This is a genomic window from Acuticoccus sp. MNP-M23, assembly GCF_031195445.1.
GTDB lineage: Bacteria > Pseudomonadota > Alphaproteobacteria > Rhizobiales > Amorphaceae > Acuticoccus.
Genome location: NZ_CP133480.1, coordinates 3,864,350 through 3,879,645, shown reverse-complemented (window position 1 = coordinate 3,879,645; position 15,296 = coordinate 3,864,350). Strand labels below are relative to the sequence as shown.

The window sequence follows — 15,296 nt, the reverse complement described above, 5'->3', positions numbered from 1 at the left end:
GCAATGAGCGCAGAGAAGATCGCGCCGGGCGCCCCCGGCATCGCGCCCACCTGGGCCTCGAGCGACAAGGACTTCGTGACCACCGCGCTCGGCGCCTCGCGCCTGTGGGCGACCATCGGCCACGGCGTCATCAACGAGGTCTACTGGCCGACCACCGGACAGCCGCAGCTGCGCGACATCGCCTTCGGCATGCTCGTCGGCGACCGCTTCGTCGACCTCAAGCGTGAGCGCGCCTACACTTTATCGACCCCGGCGCCCCATGTCCCGCTCCTCACCATCGCCCACGAGGCCGGTGTGACGTTCGAGGTGCTGCCCGATCCGTCCCGCGACACGCTTCTGGTGCGCTACGACGTCCGCGGCGGTCGCCTTGTCCTTTTCGCAGCCCCGCGGCTCGGCGAGACCGGGCACGGCAACACCGCATTTGTCGCCAATGGCGCGCTTTTCGCCGAGAGCGCCGGCAAGGCACTTTGCATCGCCGCCGACACCCCGTTCGAGACGATGAGTGCCGGCTTTTCCGGCGCATCCGACGGCTGGCGTGATCTTGCCCGGAACGGCCATCTCGAGGACGTCTACACCCGCGCCCCGGGCGGAAACGTCGCGCTGACCGCGATCCTGCCAGAGGGGACCGGCATCCTCGCCCTCGCGTTCGCCGACACCGCCACGGGGGCACGGACCCATGCGCTGTCGAGCCTTGGCGAGGGGTTCGACGCGGTCCGCTCCAGCTTCGTCGCCGGGTGGGAGGCATGGGGTGCGGGCCTTCGCGCGCTGCACCCGGACCCCGCCGTCGAGCGGGCGGCGCGATTTTCGGCAACTGTCCTCAAGATCCACGAGGACAGGACCTTTCCGGGCGCGATCGTCGCCAGCCTCAGCGTCCCCTGGGGCAACACTTCGGACTCCTCCGGCGGCTACCACCTCGTGTGGCCGCGCGATGCGACGCTGTCGGCGTTTGCGCTGATTGCGGTCGGGCTGATCGACGATGCGCGGCGGATCCTTGCCCACCTCATCGCCGTGCAGGACGACGACGGCGGTTGGGCGCAGTGCGCTTATCCCGACGGCACCCCCTACTGGACCGGCGAGCAGCTCGACGAGATCGCTTTTCCCATTCTGCTTGCCGCGAAGATTGCCGAGAGCGGCGGCGACGAGCTGCCCGGAACCCGGCGGATGGTGCGCGCCGCCGCGCGCCACCTTCTCACGAAGGGACCGATGAGCCCGCAGGACCGCTGGGAAGAGAACCCGGGCTTCAGCCCGTTCACCCTCGCCGCAGACATTGCCGGCCTTGTGGCAGCCGGCCCGTGGCTCGACCCGGCCGAGCGCGACGAGGCCGCCGACGCCGCCGACGAGCGCAACGAGCGGCTGGAAGGCTGGTGCGCCGCCGGCGACGGCGCGGCCCGGCACTATGTCCGGATCGGCCCGCCCGCGGCGGACGGCGGCATCGCCGGCCGGGTGCAGCTGCGAAACCGCTCCGGCGAAAGCATCGCCGCCGCCAATCTCCTCGGCCTTGAATACGCCGCGCTGGTGCGGATGGGACTGCGGGCGGCGGACAGCCCCCTCGTGCGGGCAACGACCGCGCGGGTCGACGCCGCGTTGCGCGTCGCCACCCCGAGCGGTCCGCTCTACCGGCGCTACAACGAAGACGGCTACGGCGAACACGACGACGGCAGCGCGTTTGACGGAAGCGGCGTCGGCCGGGCCTGGCCACTCCTCGCCGGCGAGCGCGGGCACCTTGCCCTGGCGGACGGCGAAGACGCCGGCCCCTACCTCGCAGCGATGATGGGGACGGCAAGCGCAGGCGGGCTGATGCCCGAGCAGGTCTGGGACGCGCCGCCGATCCCGCAGCGCGGCCTTGTTGCGGGGCGGCCGTCGGGGAGCGCGATGCCGCTCGTCTGGGCGCACGCGGAGTTTCTGAAGCTTGTCGCAACGGAACAGTCGGGCCGCCCTGTCGAGCTTCTCGCCGCGGTCGAAGCGCGCTATGCGGGCGCCGATGCGCCTGCCGCAAATGCCTGGCGGTGGCGGGCCGACGTGCCGATCGACCGCCTTCCGCCCGGGCGCGCGGTCATCTGGCAGGACGTGCGGCCCTTCACGCTCCATTTCGGGTTCGACGGATGGACGAACGTATCCGACAGGGAGGCCGTTGCGGGGCCATTCGGCCTGTTTACGGTCACCCTCGACGCCGGAGAGTTCGCGGGACAGCGGACCATCGAGTTCACGCGCCGCATTGTTAACGAATGGGAAGGACGGGACTGGACGGTCGTTTTGACCATTTGATCAATCGCAGCAACGTCCGCTGCCATCCCAAACGAGGCCCCATCGGTACGATCCGCCAAGGCGGCCCTGGCTCCGCGAATTTTTACGGGCGTTCAAGCGAGTACAGAGCCGTTTCGGCTGTGCGAGGCGCAGCGCGAAAACCTGGCGCCGCCTCTTGCGAAGCGGTCGACGGTCAGCGTTCGCCCTTGCGATAGGGTTGCATCAAGGCTGCCGGAACGCTCGTCCGCCGCGACATGACGACGAGGGCGAGAATCGCCAGCAGATAAGGGAGCGCGAGGAAGAGCTGGTAAGGCAGCACCGCGCCGAGCGGCGTCTGCTGCAAGCGCACCTGGAAGGCGTCGAACGCTGCGAAGAGGACGGCGGCGAGCACGGCCCGCCCCGGCTTCCATGCGCCGACCACCACGAGTGCGATGCACACCCAGCCGCGGCCGTTCACCATCTCGAAGAAGAACGAGGAGAAGGACGACAGCGTGAGAAACGCGCCGCCAATGCCCATCAGCCCGGAACCGGCAACGACCGCTCCGACGCGCAGCGCCGTCACCGGGAGCCCCTGCGCCTCGACCGCCGCCGGGTTCTCGCCGACCGCGCGAAGGGCAAGACCCAGCGGCGTGCGCCAGAGCACGAACGCGACGAGGCCCGCCAGCGCGAACGCCAGATAGGTGAGCGGCGTCTGCGTGAAGAGCGCGGGGCCGACGAGCGGCAGCTCGGAGAGCCCCGGGATGGGCAGTGGCGCAAACGGCTCGATGCGCGGCGGCGATGTCACCTCCGGCAGGATGAGGCGGTAGGCGTAGTAGGACGATGCTGTCGCCAGCAGCGTGATGCCAAGCCCGACGACGTGTTGCGACAGGCCGAGCGGCACGGTGAGAACGCCGTGAAGAAGCCCGAACGCCATTCCGGTTGCCGCCGCCACCGCGACGCCGCCCCAGAGCGGCATCCCGCCCCACACCGCAATCCAGCCCGCGAACGCACCCGCGACCATTATCCCTTCGATGCCGAGGTTGAGGACGCCCGCCCGCTCGCAGACGAGTTCGCCGAGCGTGGCAAAGATGAGCGGCGACGCAATGCGGATGGTCGCCACCCAGAATGCCGCCGTGACGAGGATTTCCAGCGCCTCCATCAGCGCCACCTGATCCGGTAGCGCGACAACCCCACGGCAACGACCATGAAGAGGAGCGCCGCGGCGAGGAGAACGTCGGCAATGTAGCTCGGCACGCCGGCAGCGCGGCTCATGGAATCGGCGCCGACGAAGACGCCCGCCACAAAAAGCGCCGCCAGAACGACACCAAGCGGATGAAGGAGCGCCAGCATCGCGACGATGATGCCGGTGTAGCCGAACCCCGGCGACAGGTCGCGCGAGAGGTTGCCCTTGAGCCCCGCCACCTCGGAAAAGCCGGCGAGCGCTGCAAGCCCGCCCGAGAGTAGCGCAGTCCACACAAGGACGCGCTCTACCTTGATGCCGGCAAAGCGCGCCGCCTCCACGCCAAGGCCGACGGCCCGGATCCGGTAGCCGAGCACGGTGCGCGTCTCCATCAGCCAGACGAGCACAGCGGCGATGATTGCGAGGAGGAAGCCCCAGTGGAGGCGCAGGCCTTCCACGATGCGCGGCAGGCGCGCTTCTTCGATGAGGCGGGCGGAGCGTGGCCAGCCCATCCCGCGCGGGTCCTTCAGCGGGCCTTCGAGAAGCCAGGAGACGATGAGGAGCGCGACGAAATTGAGAAGGAGCGTCGTCACCACTTCGTCGACGCCGAAGCGCGATTTCAGCGCCACGGGGCCAAGGAGGACGAGCCCGCCCGCCGCCATTGCCGCCACGGCGGCGACGGGGAGAAGGATCGCCGACGGCCACGGCAGCGCGCCGGTGCCCAGAAGCACCGTGACGACCGCGCCTGCGTAAAGCTGCGCCTCCGCGCCGATGTTCCAGAGGCGCGCCCTGAAGGCGACGGCGACGGCAAGGCCCGTGAAGATCAAGGGCGTCGCACGGTTCAGCGTTTCCAGCACCGCGAGGCGGCTGCCGACTGCCCCCTCCACCAGAAGCTGCAACACGGAAAGCGGCGCCGCGCCGGCGAGCGCGCCGAGAAGTGCGGCAAGGATGAGCGTTGCTGCGATTGCCGCCATGGGAAAGCCGGCGCGGCGGCCAAGGCCCGGCGCCTCCAGAACTTCAAGCCGCATCGCGTTCCGTTTCAAAGCCATGGCCGCCCATCAGGAGGCCGAGGTCTGCTGCGTTCGCCGTGCCGCGCGCGAACGGGCGAGACAGGCGCCCTTCGGAGATGACGTGAACCACGTCGGCAAGGGCGAGGATTTCGTCCAGATCCTCCGAGATGAGGATGACCGCCGCCCCCGCGTCCCGCGCCGCAATCAGCTTCTTCTCCACAAACGCGATGGCGCCGACGTCGAGCCCGCGGACGGGCTGGTTGGCGAGGATGATACCGGGGGCCGCCTCAAGCACGCGGCCCAGAATGAGCTTTTGCATGTTGCCGCCGGAAAGAAGCCGGGCGGGCAGCTCCGGCCCCGGACAGCGCACGTCGTAACCGGCGATGATTTCGCGGGCATGGGCGGTTGCGCGGGCGCGGTCGAGAATGCCGGCGCGCGCGAACGGGCGGCGGCCGTGTCCTTCGAGGATCGCGTTTTCGGCGATGGAAAAGTCTGCGACCGTCCCCTCGTGGTGGCGGTCCTCCGGGATGCGGCCGATGCCGGCGGCGAGCGCACGTGCGGGCGACCAAGCGGCAATGCGCACCCCGTCCACCTCAAGGGTGCCGGTGGCGGGCCGCTCCAGCCCCGCAATCAGCGCCGCAAGCGCGGACTGGCCGTTGCCGGCGACACCGGCGATGCCGGTGATCTCGCCTGCCCGCAGCGCCAGCGTAACGCCCGCAAGACCGGGGCCGCGGCGGGGCCGCGTCACAACGCTTGTCAGCGCGAGGCGGACTGGCCCCGGCGTGCCGGACGACGCCGAGGGAAGCTCAACCGTGCCGCCCACCATGAGGGCGGCGAGCCCGGCACGGTCGGTCTCGGCCGTTTTCACCTCGCCAACGACACGGCCGCGCCGGAGCACCACGGCGCGCTCGGCGACGGCGAGAACCTCGTGCAGCTTGTGGCTGATGACGATGACAGCGAGGCCCTGTGCCGCCATGTGGCGCAGCGTCTCGAACAGCGCCGTGGCCTCCTGCGGCGTCAGAACGGCCGTCGGCTCGTCCAGCACCAGAATGCGGGCATCCCGGTAAAGCGCCTTCAGGATCTCCACGCGCTGGCGCTCGCCGACTGTGAGATCACCCACCTTCACCGCCGGGTCGACGGCAAGACCGAACGTGCGGGACAGCTCTGCAATGCGCGCCTGCGCCACACGGCGCCCACGGGCGGGCCGCCACAAGGGCTCGGTGCCCAGAACGATGTTTTCTTCGACCGTGAGGTTGCCGGCCAGCGTGAAGTGCTGGTGCACCATGCCGACGCCTGCATCCAGCGCCGCCGCCGGGTCGCCCGGCGGCAAGGGGCGGCCGAACACCTCAACAGTCCCCGAATCGGCCGTGTAGTGACCGAAAAGGATGTTCATGAGCGTGGTCTTGCCGGCACCGTTCTCGCCGAGCAGCGCCAGGATCTCGCCGCGACGAAGGTCGAGCGAGACGTCCTCGTTCGCCACCACGGGCCCGAAACGGCACGAGATGCCGCGGAGGCGGAGAACCGTCTCCGCCCCGCCGCTCAAGGTCTCACTCCCGCCCGCGCGAAGATCACGAGGAGGCCGGCTCCTCGTCGTTGATCTCGACGGTGAAGCTGCCGTCCCTGATTGCCGCCGCGCGCTCTGCGGCAAGCTTGACGGCCTCTTCCGGAACCTTCCCCTCGAAGGTGCCGAGCGGCGACATCGAGGCGCCGCCCGCAGCCATCTGGCTGTAGGGGCCGTAGTCCTCGGCGGAGAAGGTGCCGGCGGCGACCTTTTCTAGCGCCGCATCGAACGTCGGCTCGAAGTGCCAGAGCGCGGAAGCGACGACCGTTTCCGGGTACTCCGGCTGGGTGTCGATCACATTGCCGATTGCGACGATGCCGCGCTCCTGCGCGGCGTCCGACACGCCGAAGCGCTCGGCGTACATCACGTCCGCGCCGGCGTCGATCATCGCGAACGCGGTCTCCTTGGCCTTCGGCGGGTCGAACCACGAGCCGATGAAGGCGACCTGGAACTCGGCATCCGGCCGGGTTTCGCGCACGCCGGCCATGAACGCGTTCATGAGGCGGTTGACCTCGGGGATCGGGAACCCGCCGACCATGCCGATATTGCCGGACTCCGTCATCGCGCCGGCGATGATGCCGGTGAGATACGATGCGTCCTGGATGTAGTTGTCGAAGACGGAGAAGTTGGGAAGCGCCGGGTCCGCCTTGAACGAGGAGCCCATCAGGAACGAGACATCGGGGTACTCGGCCGCGACCTCGCGCGCCTCGTCCTCGACGCCGAACACTTCGCCGACGATGAACTTCACGCCATTTTCGGCATATTCGCGCATGACGCGCGGGTAGTCGGTGTTGGAGACATTCTCGGAGAACTGGTAGGCGACCTTGCCGGCGCTTTCGGCCGCCGTCGCCGCCTTGTGGATCCGGCTCACCCACTGCTGCTCCACCGGCACCGTGTAGATGCCCGCGGTGGACACCGGGTCGGCGGCGAAGAGAGTTCGCGGCAGCAGACCCGCGGCCATGAGCGCTCCGCCCCCAATCAGGAGATCCCGTCGGCTGATAAAGTCGATTGGTCGTCTCGGCATGATTTTCTCTCTCCCGTCCTGTCGTCTGCGCGTCTTCGGCGTTGGGACTACTCTAAGGCAAGCGATGCGCCAAGTCTGCCGCCCGCAACAGGCCCCGCCTTCCCCAATTGTGCCGGGGCCGGTCTCTCGGGCAGACCATCGCAGGGTCCGAGGTGGTCGTCTTCAGCGGCTGGTGGCCGCTTTGGGCGTGCCGCGCGCGAGAATTGTCATCATCAGCGCAAATGCCACACCCGCCGCGATGACAAGCGTGATGAACGCTTCGGCGAAGGTGCCGAACAGGGCGTGCAACGCGCCGAAGACATTCGGGCCGACCAGCACCCCGGCGAAGGTAAAGACCATCGCAGCGCCGGTGATCGCGCTGACGTCGCCCATCGGCGCGAAGCGCGCAACCTCCGACAGGTAGACGCCGTTCCATCCGATCCCGGTGAACCCGAGGACGATCAGCGCGGCGATGACGACTGCGGTGGGCCAGCCGAACAAGCCTGCGGCAACGATGGTGCCGGCCGCACATGCCATCAGCAAGGCAAGCCCTGCCAGCACACGAGCCCCCGCGCCCACGACATCGGCGACACCGCCCCAGAACAGACGGCCGGCAATACCCGCCCCCTGCACTATTGCGAGAATCCCGCCTGCCGCGACAAGGCCGAAGCCGTAGTCCTGCACCAGCATGACGACGAGGAAGGAGATCGTGCAGAGCTGGATCGCCGAGAAGCAGAAGGAGGCGAGCGCGAGGCAGGCGAGCGGGCCGTTGCGCAGGATACCGAGGAGGCCGCGAAGCGCTGCCCCGGCGGAGAGCGTGCTGCGCGGAGCGTCGGTGTCGAGGGTCTTGCGGCCTGGTTCGAGAGCGGCGGCAAGGCCCAGCGAGATGAGCGCGATGGCGACGAGCAGCGACCCCCACCCCAGCGCAAGCGCCATCGACGGACCGGCAAGGCCCACCATTGCCGCGCCAATCGGGACGCCCGTCTGCTTGATCGAGAAAACGATGTTGCGGCGCCGCGGCGGGGCGTGCTGGGCAAGGAGGGTTGAGGCGGCGGGGTTGATGAGACCATAGGCCAGGCCGATCACCAGGGAGCCGGCGACGATCGGCAGAACCGCGGGCAGCGCGCACAGCAAGGCGCCGAACGCATTGAGCACCATGGAGATCTGACTGGTCCGGCAGGGCCCGACACTGCCAACGAGCATGCCGGCAAAGATCGAAGACACGATCCCGCCAAGATAGACGATCGCGATCTGCGTCCCGATCAGCGAGGCCGGCACCCCGACAGACAGAGCCACCGCCGGAGCGACGGCTGCGATTGCAAGAACCGCAGCCGACCCGACGGCCTGGACCGCGGTGGTTTCGGCCAGAAGCAGAGGAAGACGCACAGTGGCGGGCATCGTTTTATCTCAGGAGGCCGGGAAGCCAGAGTGCCAGTTGCGGCACCGCCGCGACGATCAGAATGACGGCCAGAATCGCCCCCAGCCAGGGCAGCGAGGCGATCGCCACCTTCTCATAGCTCGTATTTGCCACCTTGGTCATGGCAAACAGCACCATGCCGAACGGCGGCGTCGCTTCGCCGATAACCAGTAGCATTATCATCACGATACCGAAGTGAACCGGATCGAAGCCGAACGCGATGACGATGGGCACGAGGATCGGCGTCAGCACATTGATCGCCACCGACACGGCCATGAAACAGCCGATGAACAGCAGGAAGACGACGAGGAGCGCCATCAGCACCGCGGGCTGCGTGGTGAACTCGGTGATCCAGTTGGCAAGCGTATCTGGCACCCGCGCGCGTGTCAGCACCCAGGCGAACAGCGAAGATGCCGCGAGGATGAAGAAGATCACCGCGGTATCGTAGGCCGTGCGCCGGAACACCTCGATAACGCCCCAGAACCCGAGATTGCGGTAGAAGACGGTGGCGACAAGAAGCGCCCAGAGACCTGCGACGGCCGCCGCCTCGGTTGCGGTGAACACCCCCGCGAAAATCCCCGAAAGCAGGATTACAGGAGTGAGAAGGGGCGCAAAGGCGCGCGCGAAGGTGGCCCCGAGCGCGCGCACGCCCGGGAACGGGCTTGCCGGCAGGTTGCGCTTGCGTGCCATGAACGCGGCAAGGGCCATCAGCGCGCCGGCCATCGCGAGGCCCGGGATGAGCCCCGCCAGGAGCATGTCCGAGGCGCTGACGCCGGCGAGAACCGCGTAGAGGATTGCCGGGATGCTTGGCGGAATGATTGGACCGATGAGCGAGGAGCCGACCGTGACGCCGATCGTCGTCTTCTCGTCGTAGCCCGCCTCGCGCATCGCGCGCACTTCCATGGCGCCGAGGCCGGCCGCGTCGGCGACACCGGAGCCGGACATGCCGGCGAACAGCATCGATGCCACGATGTTCACCTGGGCAAGCCCCCCGCGCACATGACCGACCAGCGCGTTGGCAAAGGCGAACAGACGCGTCGTGGCGCCCGAACCGTTCATCATGTGGCCGACGAAGATGAACAGCGGGATCGCAAGGAGGGTGAATGAATCGACGCCCGCCACAAGGCGCTGCGCGATGATGGCGTGCGGGATCTCCAGAATGCCGCGGGTGTAGGCAAAATAGCCCATCGAGGCGAGACCGAGCGCGACCGCCGCCGACACGCCCAGAAGCAGGAGCGCGATCAGCACGATCATGGAGGTGAGACCAGAGGCCACTATTCGATTTCCTCAAGTTCCAGTACGCCGAGCGGCGGTACGGGCTGCGCGAGCCTCAGGAGGGAAACGACGGCGCCGACCGCAGCGCCGAGGAAGGGGGCGAGGTAAATGGCTCCCTTCGGCACGAAATGGAGCGTGGCGAGCGGATAAGGCCAGTTGGCGGCGGTCAATGACCACGACCCCCAGGCGACCGACGCCAGAAAGATGAACGTGAGAACGAGCTGGATGCGGTAGAGCGCTGCCGTCAGCGGGCCGTTGCCCAGCATCCTGTCGAGGATGTCGATCCGGATATGGCCGTGCCGCACCGTCACGACGACCAGACCCAGGAATACGACATAAAGGTTCAACAGCCGCGCCAGCTCTTCGGAGAACACCAGGCTCAGACCGAGGTACCGATAGCCGATCTGCGCCAGGATGAAGACGAAGAAGCCGATGAATGCGATCGTCGCCAAGGCCTCCGCGGCCTTGGCGAGCCCGTCCGTGAGGCGGGTCATTTTGCGGTGTCGGTGCTCGGCTGTGCCTCGATCACCGCGACCGCTGCTTCATAGATGCCATCGTCGAGGGCGCCCTTGGCGGCCTTCTCGATCACCGGCATCGCCTTCTGGCGGAACTCCGGCGCGGGCTCGATCACTTCGAGGCCCGCGTCCTTGATGAGGTTCACGATGCGCTCGTTTTCGGCTTCCGCAGCTTCGGTCGCCGCCGTGGTCGCAGCGTCCACGGAGGCCTGCAAAGCCGACTGCCCTTCAGCGGACAGACCGTTCCAGAAGTCGAGATTGGCCATCACGGTCACATAGCTCTGCTGGTGCCGCGTGGCGACGAGGTACTTCTGCACTTCGTAGATCCGCCGGCCGTAGATGTTGGAGAGCATGTTCTCCTGCGCATCGATGACACCGGTCTGGAGGGCGGAAAAGACTTCGGGCGAGGGCATCGGCGTGGTGACGGCGCCAAGGCCGGACCAGATCTCGATCCACAGCGGGATCTCCGGCATGCGAACCTTGAGGCCCTTCAGCTCGTCGACCGTGGTGAACGGCTTGTTGGCGGTCGCCCAACGCGCACCCTGGTAGTATGTGCCCAGGAACTTCGCGTTTCCTTTCTCCTCCAGCACGGCCTTCAGCTTGTCGCCGGTTTCAGAAGCAAGGAAGGCCTCCACGCTCGCATAGTCGGGGAACAGGTAGGGGACGAGCGTCGCATCGAGGTTCGGGAAATATTCGGAGGCGTGGAGGACGCCCATGTGGATCTGCGACTCGCCGATGCGCACGAGGTCGATCAGCTCACGCTCGCCGCCAAGGGTGCCGTCGAGAAAGATGTCGAGGCTGTCGTCGGACATGCGCTCGTTCATTTCTTCCGTGAGCGTGTCGACCATCACCTTGTTGATGCCGGTGTTCGGCACTGTGGAGGCGAGCGTGATTACATCCGCACTGGCCGGAACTGTCAGGCAGATGGCTGCCGCGAAAGCGATGACGGTATGTTTCATTCGGGGTTTCCTCGTTTTTTGTTTTGTGGTGGTGCGGATGGGCCGCTGTCAGCGGGAGGTGTGTTTGGCGTCGAAATCCCAGACGCGCTGGAAGCCCATCAATCTTGAGAAGTCATCAAAGGGGTAGAGCGACTGCGTCGGCGCGCTTTCGCCGTCCCGGATCAGCCGGCGATAGGCGTCGTCCAGCGCACGACCGGCGGACAGGAAGCCGATCGCCGGGAAGAGCGCGATGGAAAAGCCCAGCTGGGTGAGACGCTCGGCGTTCAGAACCGGCGTGCGCCCGCCCTCGACCATGTTGGCCAGAACGGGCTTGGAAAAGTGGCCGGCGACCCGGGCAAGCTCCTCCTCGCTCTCGGGCGATTCCAGAAACAGGATATCCGCCCCCGCCTTGTCGAACGCTTCCACCCGTTCAAGCGCGGCGTCGAACCCGTGCGTCGTGCGCGCATCGGTCCGGGCGATGATGAGGAAGTCGTCACTTCGACGCGCCTCGACAGCGACCTCGATCTTCTGCGTCATCTGCTCGACCGGGATCACCGCGCGTCCGGCAGTGTGCCCGCACTTTTTCGGGAAGACCTGGTCTTCCAGCTGAATTGCGGCGGCACCGGCGCGCTCGTACTCGCGCACCGTGTGGTCGACATTGAGGAGGCCGCCGTAGCCGGTGTCACCGTCGGCGATGAGGGGGATGCCCTTCTCCTCGGCAACCCTGGCAAAGGCGGCAACGCGGTTCACCATGTCGCTGAACGAGGCGATGCCGGCATCCGGCAGGCCGAGATAGGACGCGACCGTGCCGTAGCCGGTCATGTAGAGGACCTCCGCCCCGGCATCGGCCGCGATACGCGCAGAGATCAGGTCATAAATGCCGGGAGCAATGAGGCATTGCGGTCGAGCAAGCAGTTCACGCAAGTTGGCGGACATCGATGAGCGCCTTTCTGGATACAATGAATGCCATATAGGGCATAATGAGGGGCACTATTGCAAGTTCTGTATACAAAATGATGGAATTTTGAATTTGGCGAAGACCGAGAGCGCAGCGGAACAGGCCTATCGGCTGATCCGCGAATGGATCATCGCGGGCCGCTATGCCGAGGGTGCGCGCCTGCGCGAGGAGGAGCTGGCCAGCGCGGCGCAGACGAGCCGCACACCGGTCCGCGAGGCGTTGCGCAGGCTGGCGGCGGAGGGCTTTGTGGAAATGCAGCCGCGCTCCGGTGCGCTCGTGAAGGCGTGGAGCACCGAGTCCATGCGCGACCTGTTCAACCTGCGCGCATTGCTGGAGGGGCACGCTGCGCAACTCGCAGCAATGCGCTGCACGACCGAGGATATCGACGCGCTTGCCGCGATGAACGCCCACATGATCGCGCTGACCCGGCACCGGGACGATGGGTTTCTCACCGCCTTCTCGGAAACCAACACGGCCTTTCACTGCCGGATTCTACGCGCGTCAGGAAACCCGCAGCTGGAGGCGGTCGCGCTGCCGCTGATCGACCTTGCCCTGATCATGCGGAACTATCGCCGGTTCTCTTCGGAGCGGCTCGAGAAGAGCTGCGGCGATCACGACAGCCTGATCGCCGCCCTGCGCGTGCGCGACGCGGCTCTGGCCGAGGCAGTGATGCGCGCGCACATCCTGTCCGGCGGGATCATCGCCGCCACGGTCAGCGCCGACGGCTCGCAAACCTGACCCGTCCCCCCTCCTCCGGCCACGCCTTTACGCAAGAGAATTCGCAAGACGCACGCATCGCATGTTGCTTCTGGAGGCGGGACCCATTGGCGCCGCCGCTCGCCGAGCGACGGCGCCGCAGCCGTGGGTCAGCCGGCGTTCGCCACGCGCTCGGGCGTCTCGTAGCGGTCGAGCATCATCACCTTGTGCCAGGCGGCGACGAAGGCGGCGACAAAGTCGGGCTTTGCATCGTCGGCCGCCCACGCCTCGGCGATCTGGCGCAACTGCGCGTTGGAGCCGAAGATGAGGTCGCACCGCGTGCCGGTGAACTTCGTCTCGCCGCTGGCGCGGTTTACGAGGCGGAAGCGCATGGCATCATCGTCCGCCTTCTCCCATGTGAAGTCCATGGAGGTGAGGTTCACGAAGAAGTCGTTCGTGAGCGTCCCCGGCCGGTCGGTGAAGACGCCATCGCGCGAGCCGTCCCAGTTGGTGTCCAGAACACGCAGCCCGCCGACCAGCGCAGTCCACTCCGGGGTGGTCAGCGAGAGGAGCGCGGCGCGGTCGAGGAACAGGGCCTCGGGGGCAACCGTGAAGGTCACGTCCTTCTGCATGTAGTTGCGGAAGCCGTCAGCCACCGGTTTCAGCCAGTTGAACTGCTCGACGTCGGTCAGCTCCTGCGTCGTATCCATCCGGCCCGGCGTGAACGGCACGCTGATATCGACACCGCCGTCCTTCGCCGCCTTCTCAACCGCTGCCGTGCCGCCAAGCACGATCATGTCGGCGAGCGAGACCTTCTTGCCGCCGGTCGCGGAGGCGTTGAACGCGTCCGCAATGCCGCGCAGCGCGTCGACCACCTTGCCGCTCAGCGCCGGGTTGTTGACGTCCCAGTCCTTCTGCGGCGCCAGCGCGATGCGTGCGCCGTTCGCCCCGCCCCGCTTGTCGGTGACGCGGTGGGTGGACGCGGCGCTCCATGCGGTGAAGACCAGCTCCGGCACCGTGAGCCCGGACGCAAGCACCTTGTCCTTCAGCGCGGAAATGTCCGCCCCATCGACGACCGGATGGTCGAGATCGGGGATCGGATCCTGCCACGGGAGATCCTCGGCCGGCACCTCGGGCCCGAGGTAGCGCGACTTCGGCCCCATGTCGCGGTGGGTCAGCTTGAACCACGCGCGGGAGAAGGCATCCTCGAAATACTTGAAGTCGGAGAGGAATTTTTCGCAGATCGCGCGGTATGACGGGTCGACCTTCAGCGCAATGTCCGAGGTCATCATCATGAGCTCGTTCTGCTGGCCCGGCACGTGGGCGTCGGGCGTCGTCGGCGCGCCCTGGCCGTCCCTGGGCCGCCACTGGAGTGCGCCGGACGGGCTCTTCACCGGCTCCCACTCGAACCTGAAGAGGTTTGTCAGGTATTCGTTGTCCCACTTTGTCGGATCGGGCGTCCACGCGCCCTCGATGCCGTTGGTCATCGTGTACTGCGCGAAGCCGGTGCCTTCCGGGTTGTGCCAACCAAGGCCCATCGCCTCGATGGGGGCGCCCTCCGGCGCGGGGCCGATCTTCCCGGCGTCCACCATGCCGTGTGACTTGCCGAAGGCGTGGCCGCCGGCGATCAGCGCAACCGTCTCCTCGTCGTTCATCGCCATGCGGCCGAACGAGATGCGGATTTCGCGCGCGGAGTGTTCCGGGTTGCCGTCACCGTCCGGCCCCTCGGGGTTGACGTAGATCAGCGCCTGGTGCGTCGCGCCGAGCGGGTTTTCGAGATCCCAGACTTCCTGGTCCGGGCCGCCGACCCAGCGCTTGTCCATGTTGACCTGCGCGACCGGCTGACTCTTTTCCCGCGGGTCCGCTTCCCAGCCCTCAGGACCCCAGTAGGTCTGCCGGTCCGCCTCCCACGCGTCGATCCGCCCGCCACCATAGCCGAAGGTCGGAAAGCCCATGATCTCGAGCGCGCAGTTGCCCGTCAGGATGTAGAGGTCCGCCCAGGAGATTGCCTTGCCGTACTTGTTCTTGATCGGCAGCAGCAGGCGCCGGGACTTGTCGGTGTTGCCGTTGTCCCACCACGAGTTGATCGGGGCAAACCGCTGCATCCCCTGCCCGGCGCCGCCGCGCCCGTCGGCGATCCGGTAGGTTCCGGCCATGTGCCAGGCCATGCGGATCATCTGCGGGCCGTAGTTGTCGTAGTCCGCCGGCCACCAGGGCTGCGCATCGGTGAGCAGCGCCTTGATGTCTGCCTTGACCGCAGCGATGTCGAGCGTCCTGAACGCCGCGGCGTAGTCGAACGCTTCGCCGTAGGGGTTCGCCATCGGCGGGTTCTGGTGCAGGATCTCGACCTTCAGCCGGTTCGGCCACCAGTCGTCGATTGTCGGGTGCGATCCGATCGCACCGGCGACGCGCGAGCCGCCGAAGGGGCAGGTGCCGCCCTCCTGCACGATCGGCATGTCAGCCGGTGGCTTGGTGTGTTCGTTCATGGGTGTTTTTCTCCAAGGTAATTTCGTGGCGCCA

At 67.2% G+C, this 15,296-nt stretch carries 12 protein-coding genes; 2 read left to right on the top strand and 10 right to left on the bottom strand.

Annotated elements, in window-relative coordinates:
- Window positions 1-3 precede the first annotated feature (3 nt).
- Window positions 4-2,265, top strand: coding sequence for a glycoside hydrolase family 15 protein (locus RDV64_RS17930; RefSeq protein WP_309196326.1), 2,262 nt, complete (start codon window positions 4-6; stop codon window positions 2,263-2,265).
- 172 nt (window positions 2,266-2,437) lie between these two features.
- Here RDV64_RS17930 and RDV64_RS17925 read toward each other — a convergent pair whose 3' ends face one another.
- The 9 genes from RDV64_RS17925 to RDV64_RS17885 form a co-directional block, all read right to left on the bottom strand.
- Window positions 2,438-3,382 (bottom strand): ABC transporter permease, encoded by a 945-nt coding sequence (locus tag RDV64_RS17925; RefSeq protein ID WP_309196325.1) that lies wholly within the window; start codon window positions 3,380-3,382, stop codon window positions 2,438-2,440.
- On the bottom strand, window positions 3,382-4,431 hold the full coding sequence (locus RDV64_RS17920; RefSeq protein ID WP_309199541.1) for an ABC transporter permease: 1,050 nt from the start codon (window positions 4,429-4,431) through the stop codon (window positions 3,382-3,384). Before RDV64_RS17920 ends, RDV64_RS17925 begins: the two co-directional genes overlap by 1 nt.
- A complete protein-coding gene (locus tag RDV64_RS17915) occupies window positions 4,421-5,956 on the bottom strand; it encodes an ABC transporter ATP-binding protein (RefSeq protein ID WP_309196324.1) in 1,536 nt (511 codons plus the stop codon). The genes RDV64_RS17920 and RDV64_RS17915 overlap by 11 nt, the downstream gene beginning before the upstream one ends.
- A 25-nt stretch (window positions 5,957-5,981) precedes the next feature.
- Window positions 5,982-6,998: a BMP family protein gene (locus RDV64_RS17910; RefSeq protein WP_375143763.1), complete on the bottom strand. Its 1,017-nt coding sequence runs from the start codon at window positions 6,996-6,998 to the stop codon at window positions 5,982-5,984.
- Window positions 6,999-7,160: 162 nt separating this feature from the next.
- Window positions 7,161-8,375, bottom strand: a complete 1,215-nt coding sequence (locus tag RDV64_RS17905; RefSeq protein WP_309196322.1) for an MFS transporter — start codon at window positions 8,373-8,375, stop codon at window positions 7,161-7,163.
- Window positions 8,376-8,379: 4 nt separating this feature from the next.
- Window positions 8,380-9,669, bottom strand: coding sequence for a TRAP transporter large permease (locus RDV64_RS17900; protein WP_309196321.1), 1,290 nt, complete (start codon window positions 9,667-9,669; stop codon window positions 8,380-8,382).
- Entirely contained in the window at window positions 9,669-10,163 is a 495-nt protein-coding gene (locus tag RDV64_RS17895) for a TRAP transporter small permease subunit (RefSeq protein WP_309196320.1), read from the bottom strand. The genes RDV64_RS17900 and RDV64_RS17895 overlap by 1 nt, the downstream gene beginning before the upstream one ends.
- Window positions 10,160-11,143 carry a TRAP transporter substrate-binding protein gene (locus RDV64_RS17890; protein WP_309196319.1) on the bottom strand — a complete coding sequence of 328 codons (984 nt, stop codon included), beginning with the start codon at window positions 11,141-11,143 and terminating at the stop codon, window positions 10,160-10,162. Before RDV64_RS17890 ends, RDV64_RS17895 begins: the two co-directional genes overlap by 4 nt.
- A gap of 48 nt (window positions 11,144-11,191) precedes the next feature.
- Entirely contained in the window at window positions 11,192-12,058 is an 867-nt protein-coding gene (locus RDV64_RS17885) for an isocitrate lyase/PEP mutase family protein (RefSeq protein ID WP_309196318.1), read from the bottom strand.
- On the opposite strand from RDV64_RS17885, the gene RDV64_RS17880 reads away from it, so the two are divergent.
- On the top strand, window positions 12,048-12,818 hold the full coding sequence (locus RDV64_RS17880; RefSeq protein WP_309196317.1) for a GntR family transcriptional regulator: 771 nt from the start codon (window positions 12,048-12,050) through the stop codon (window positions 12,816-12,818). The genes RDV64_RS17885 and RDV64_RS17880 overlap by 11 nt on opposite strands.
- Before the next feature lie 128 nt (window positions 12,819-12,946).
- On the opposite strand, the gene katG is transcribed toward RDV64_RS17880, so the two are convergent.
- Window positions 12,947-15,262, bottom strand: coding sequence for a catalase/peroxidase HPI (gene katG, locus RDV64_RS17875; RefSeq protein ID WP_309196316.1), 2,316 nt, complete (start codon window positions 15,260-15,262; stop codon window positions 12,947-12,949).
- Window positions 15,263-15,296 lie beyond the last annotated feature (34 nt).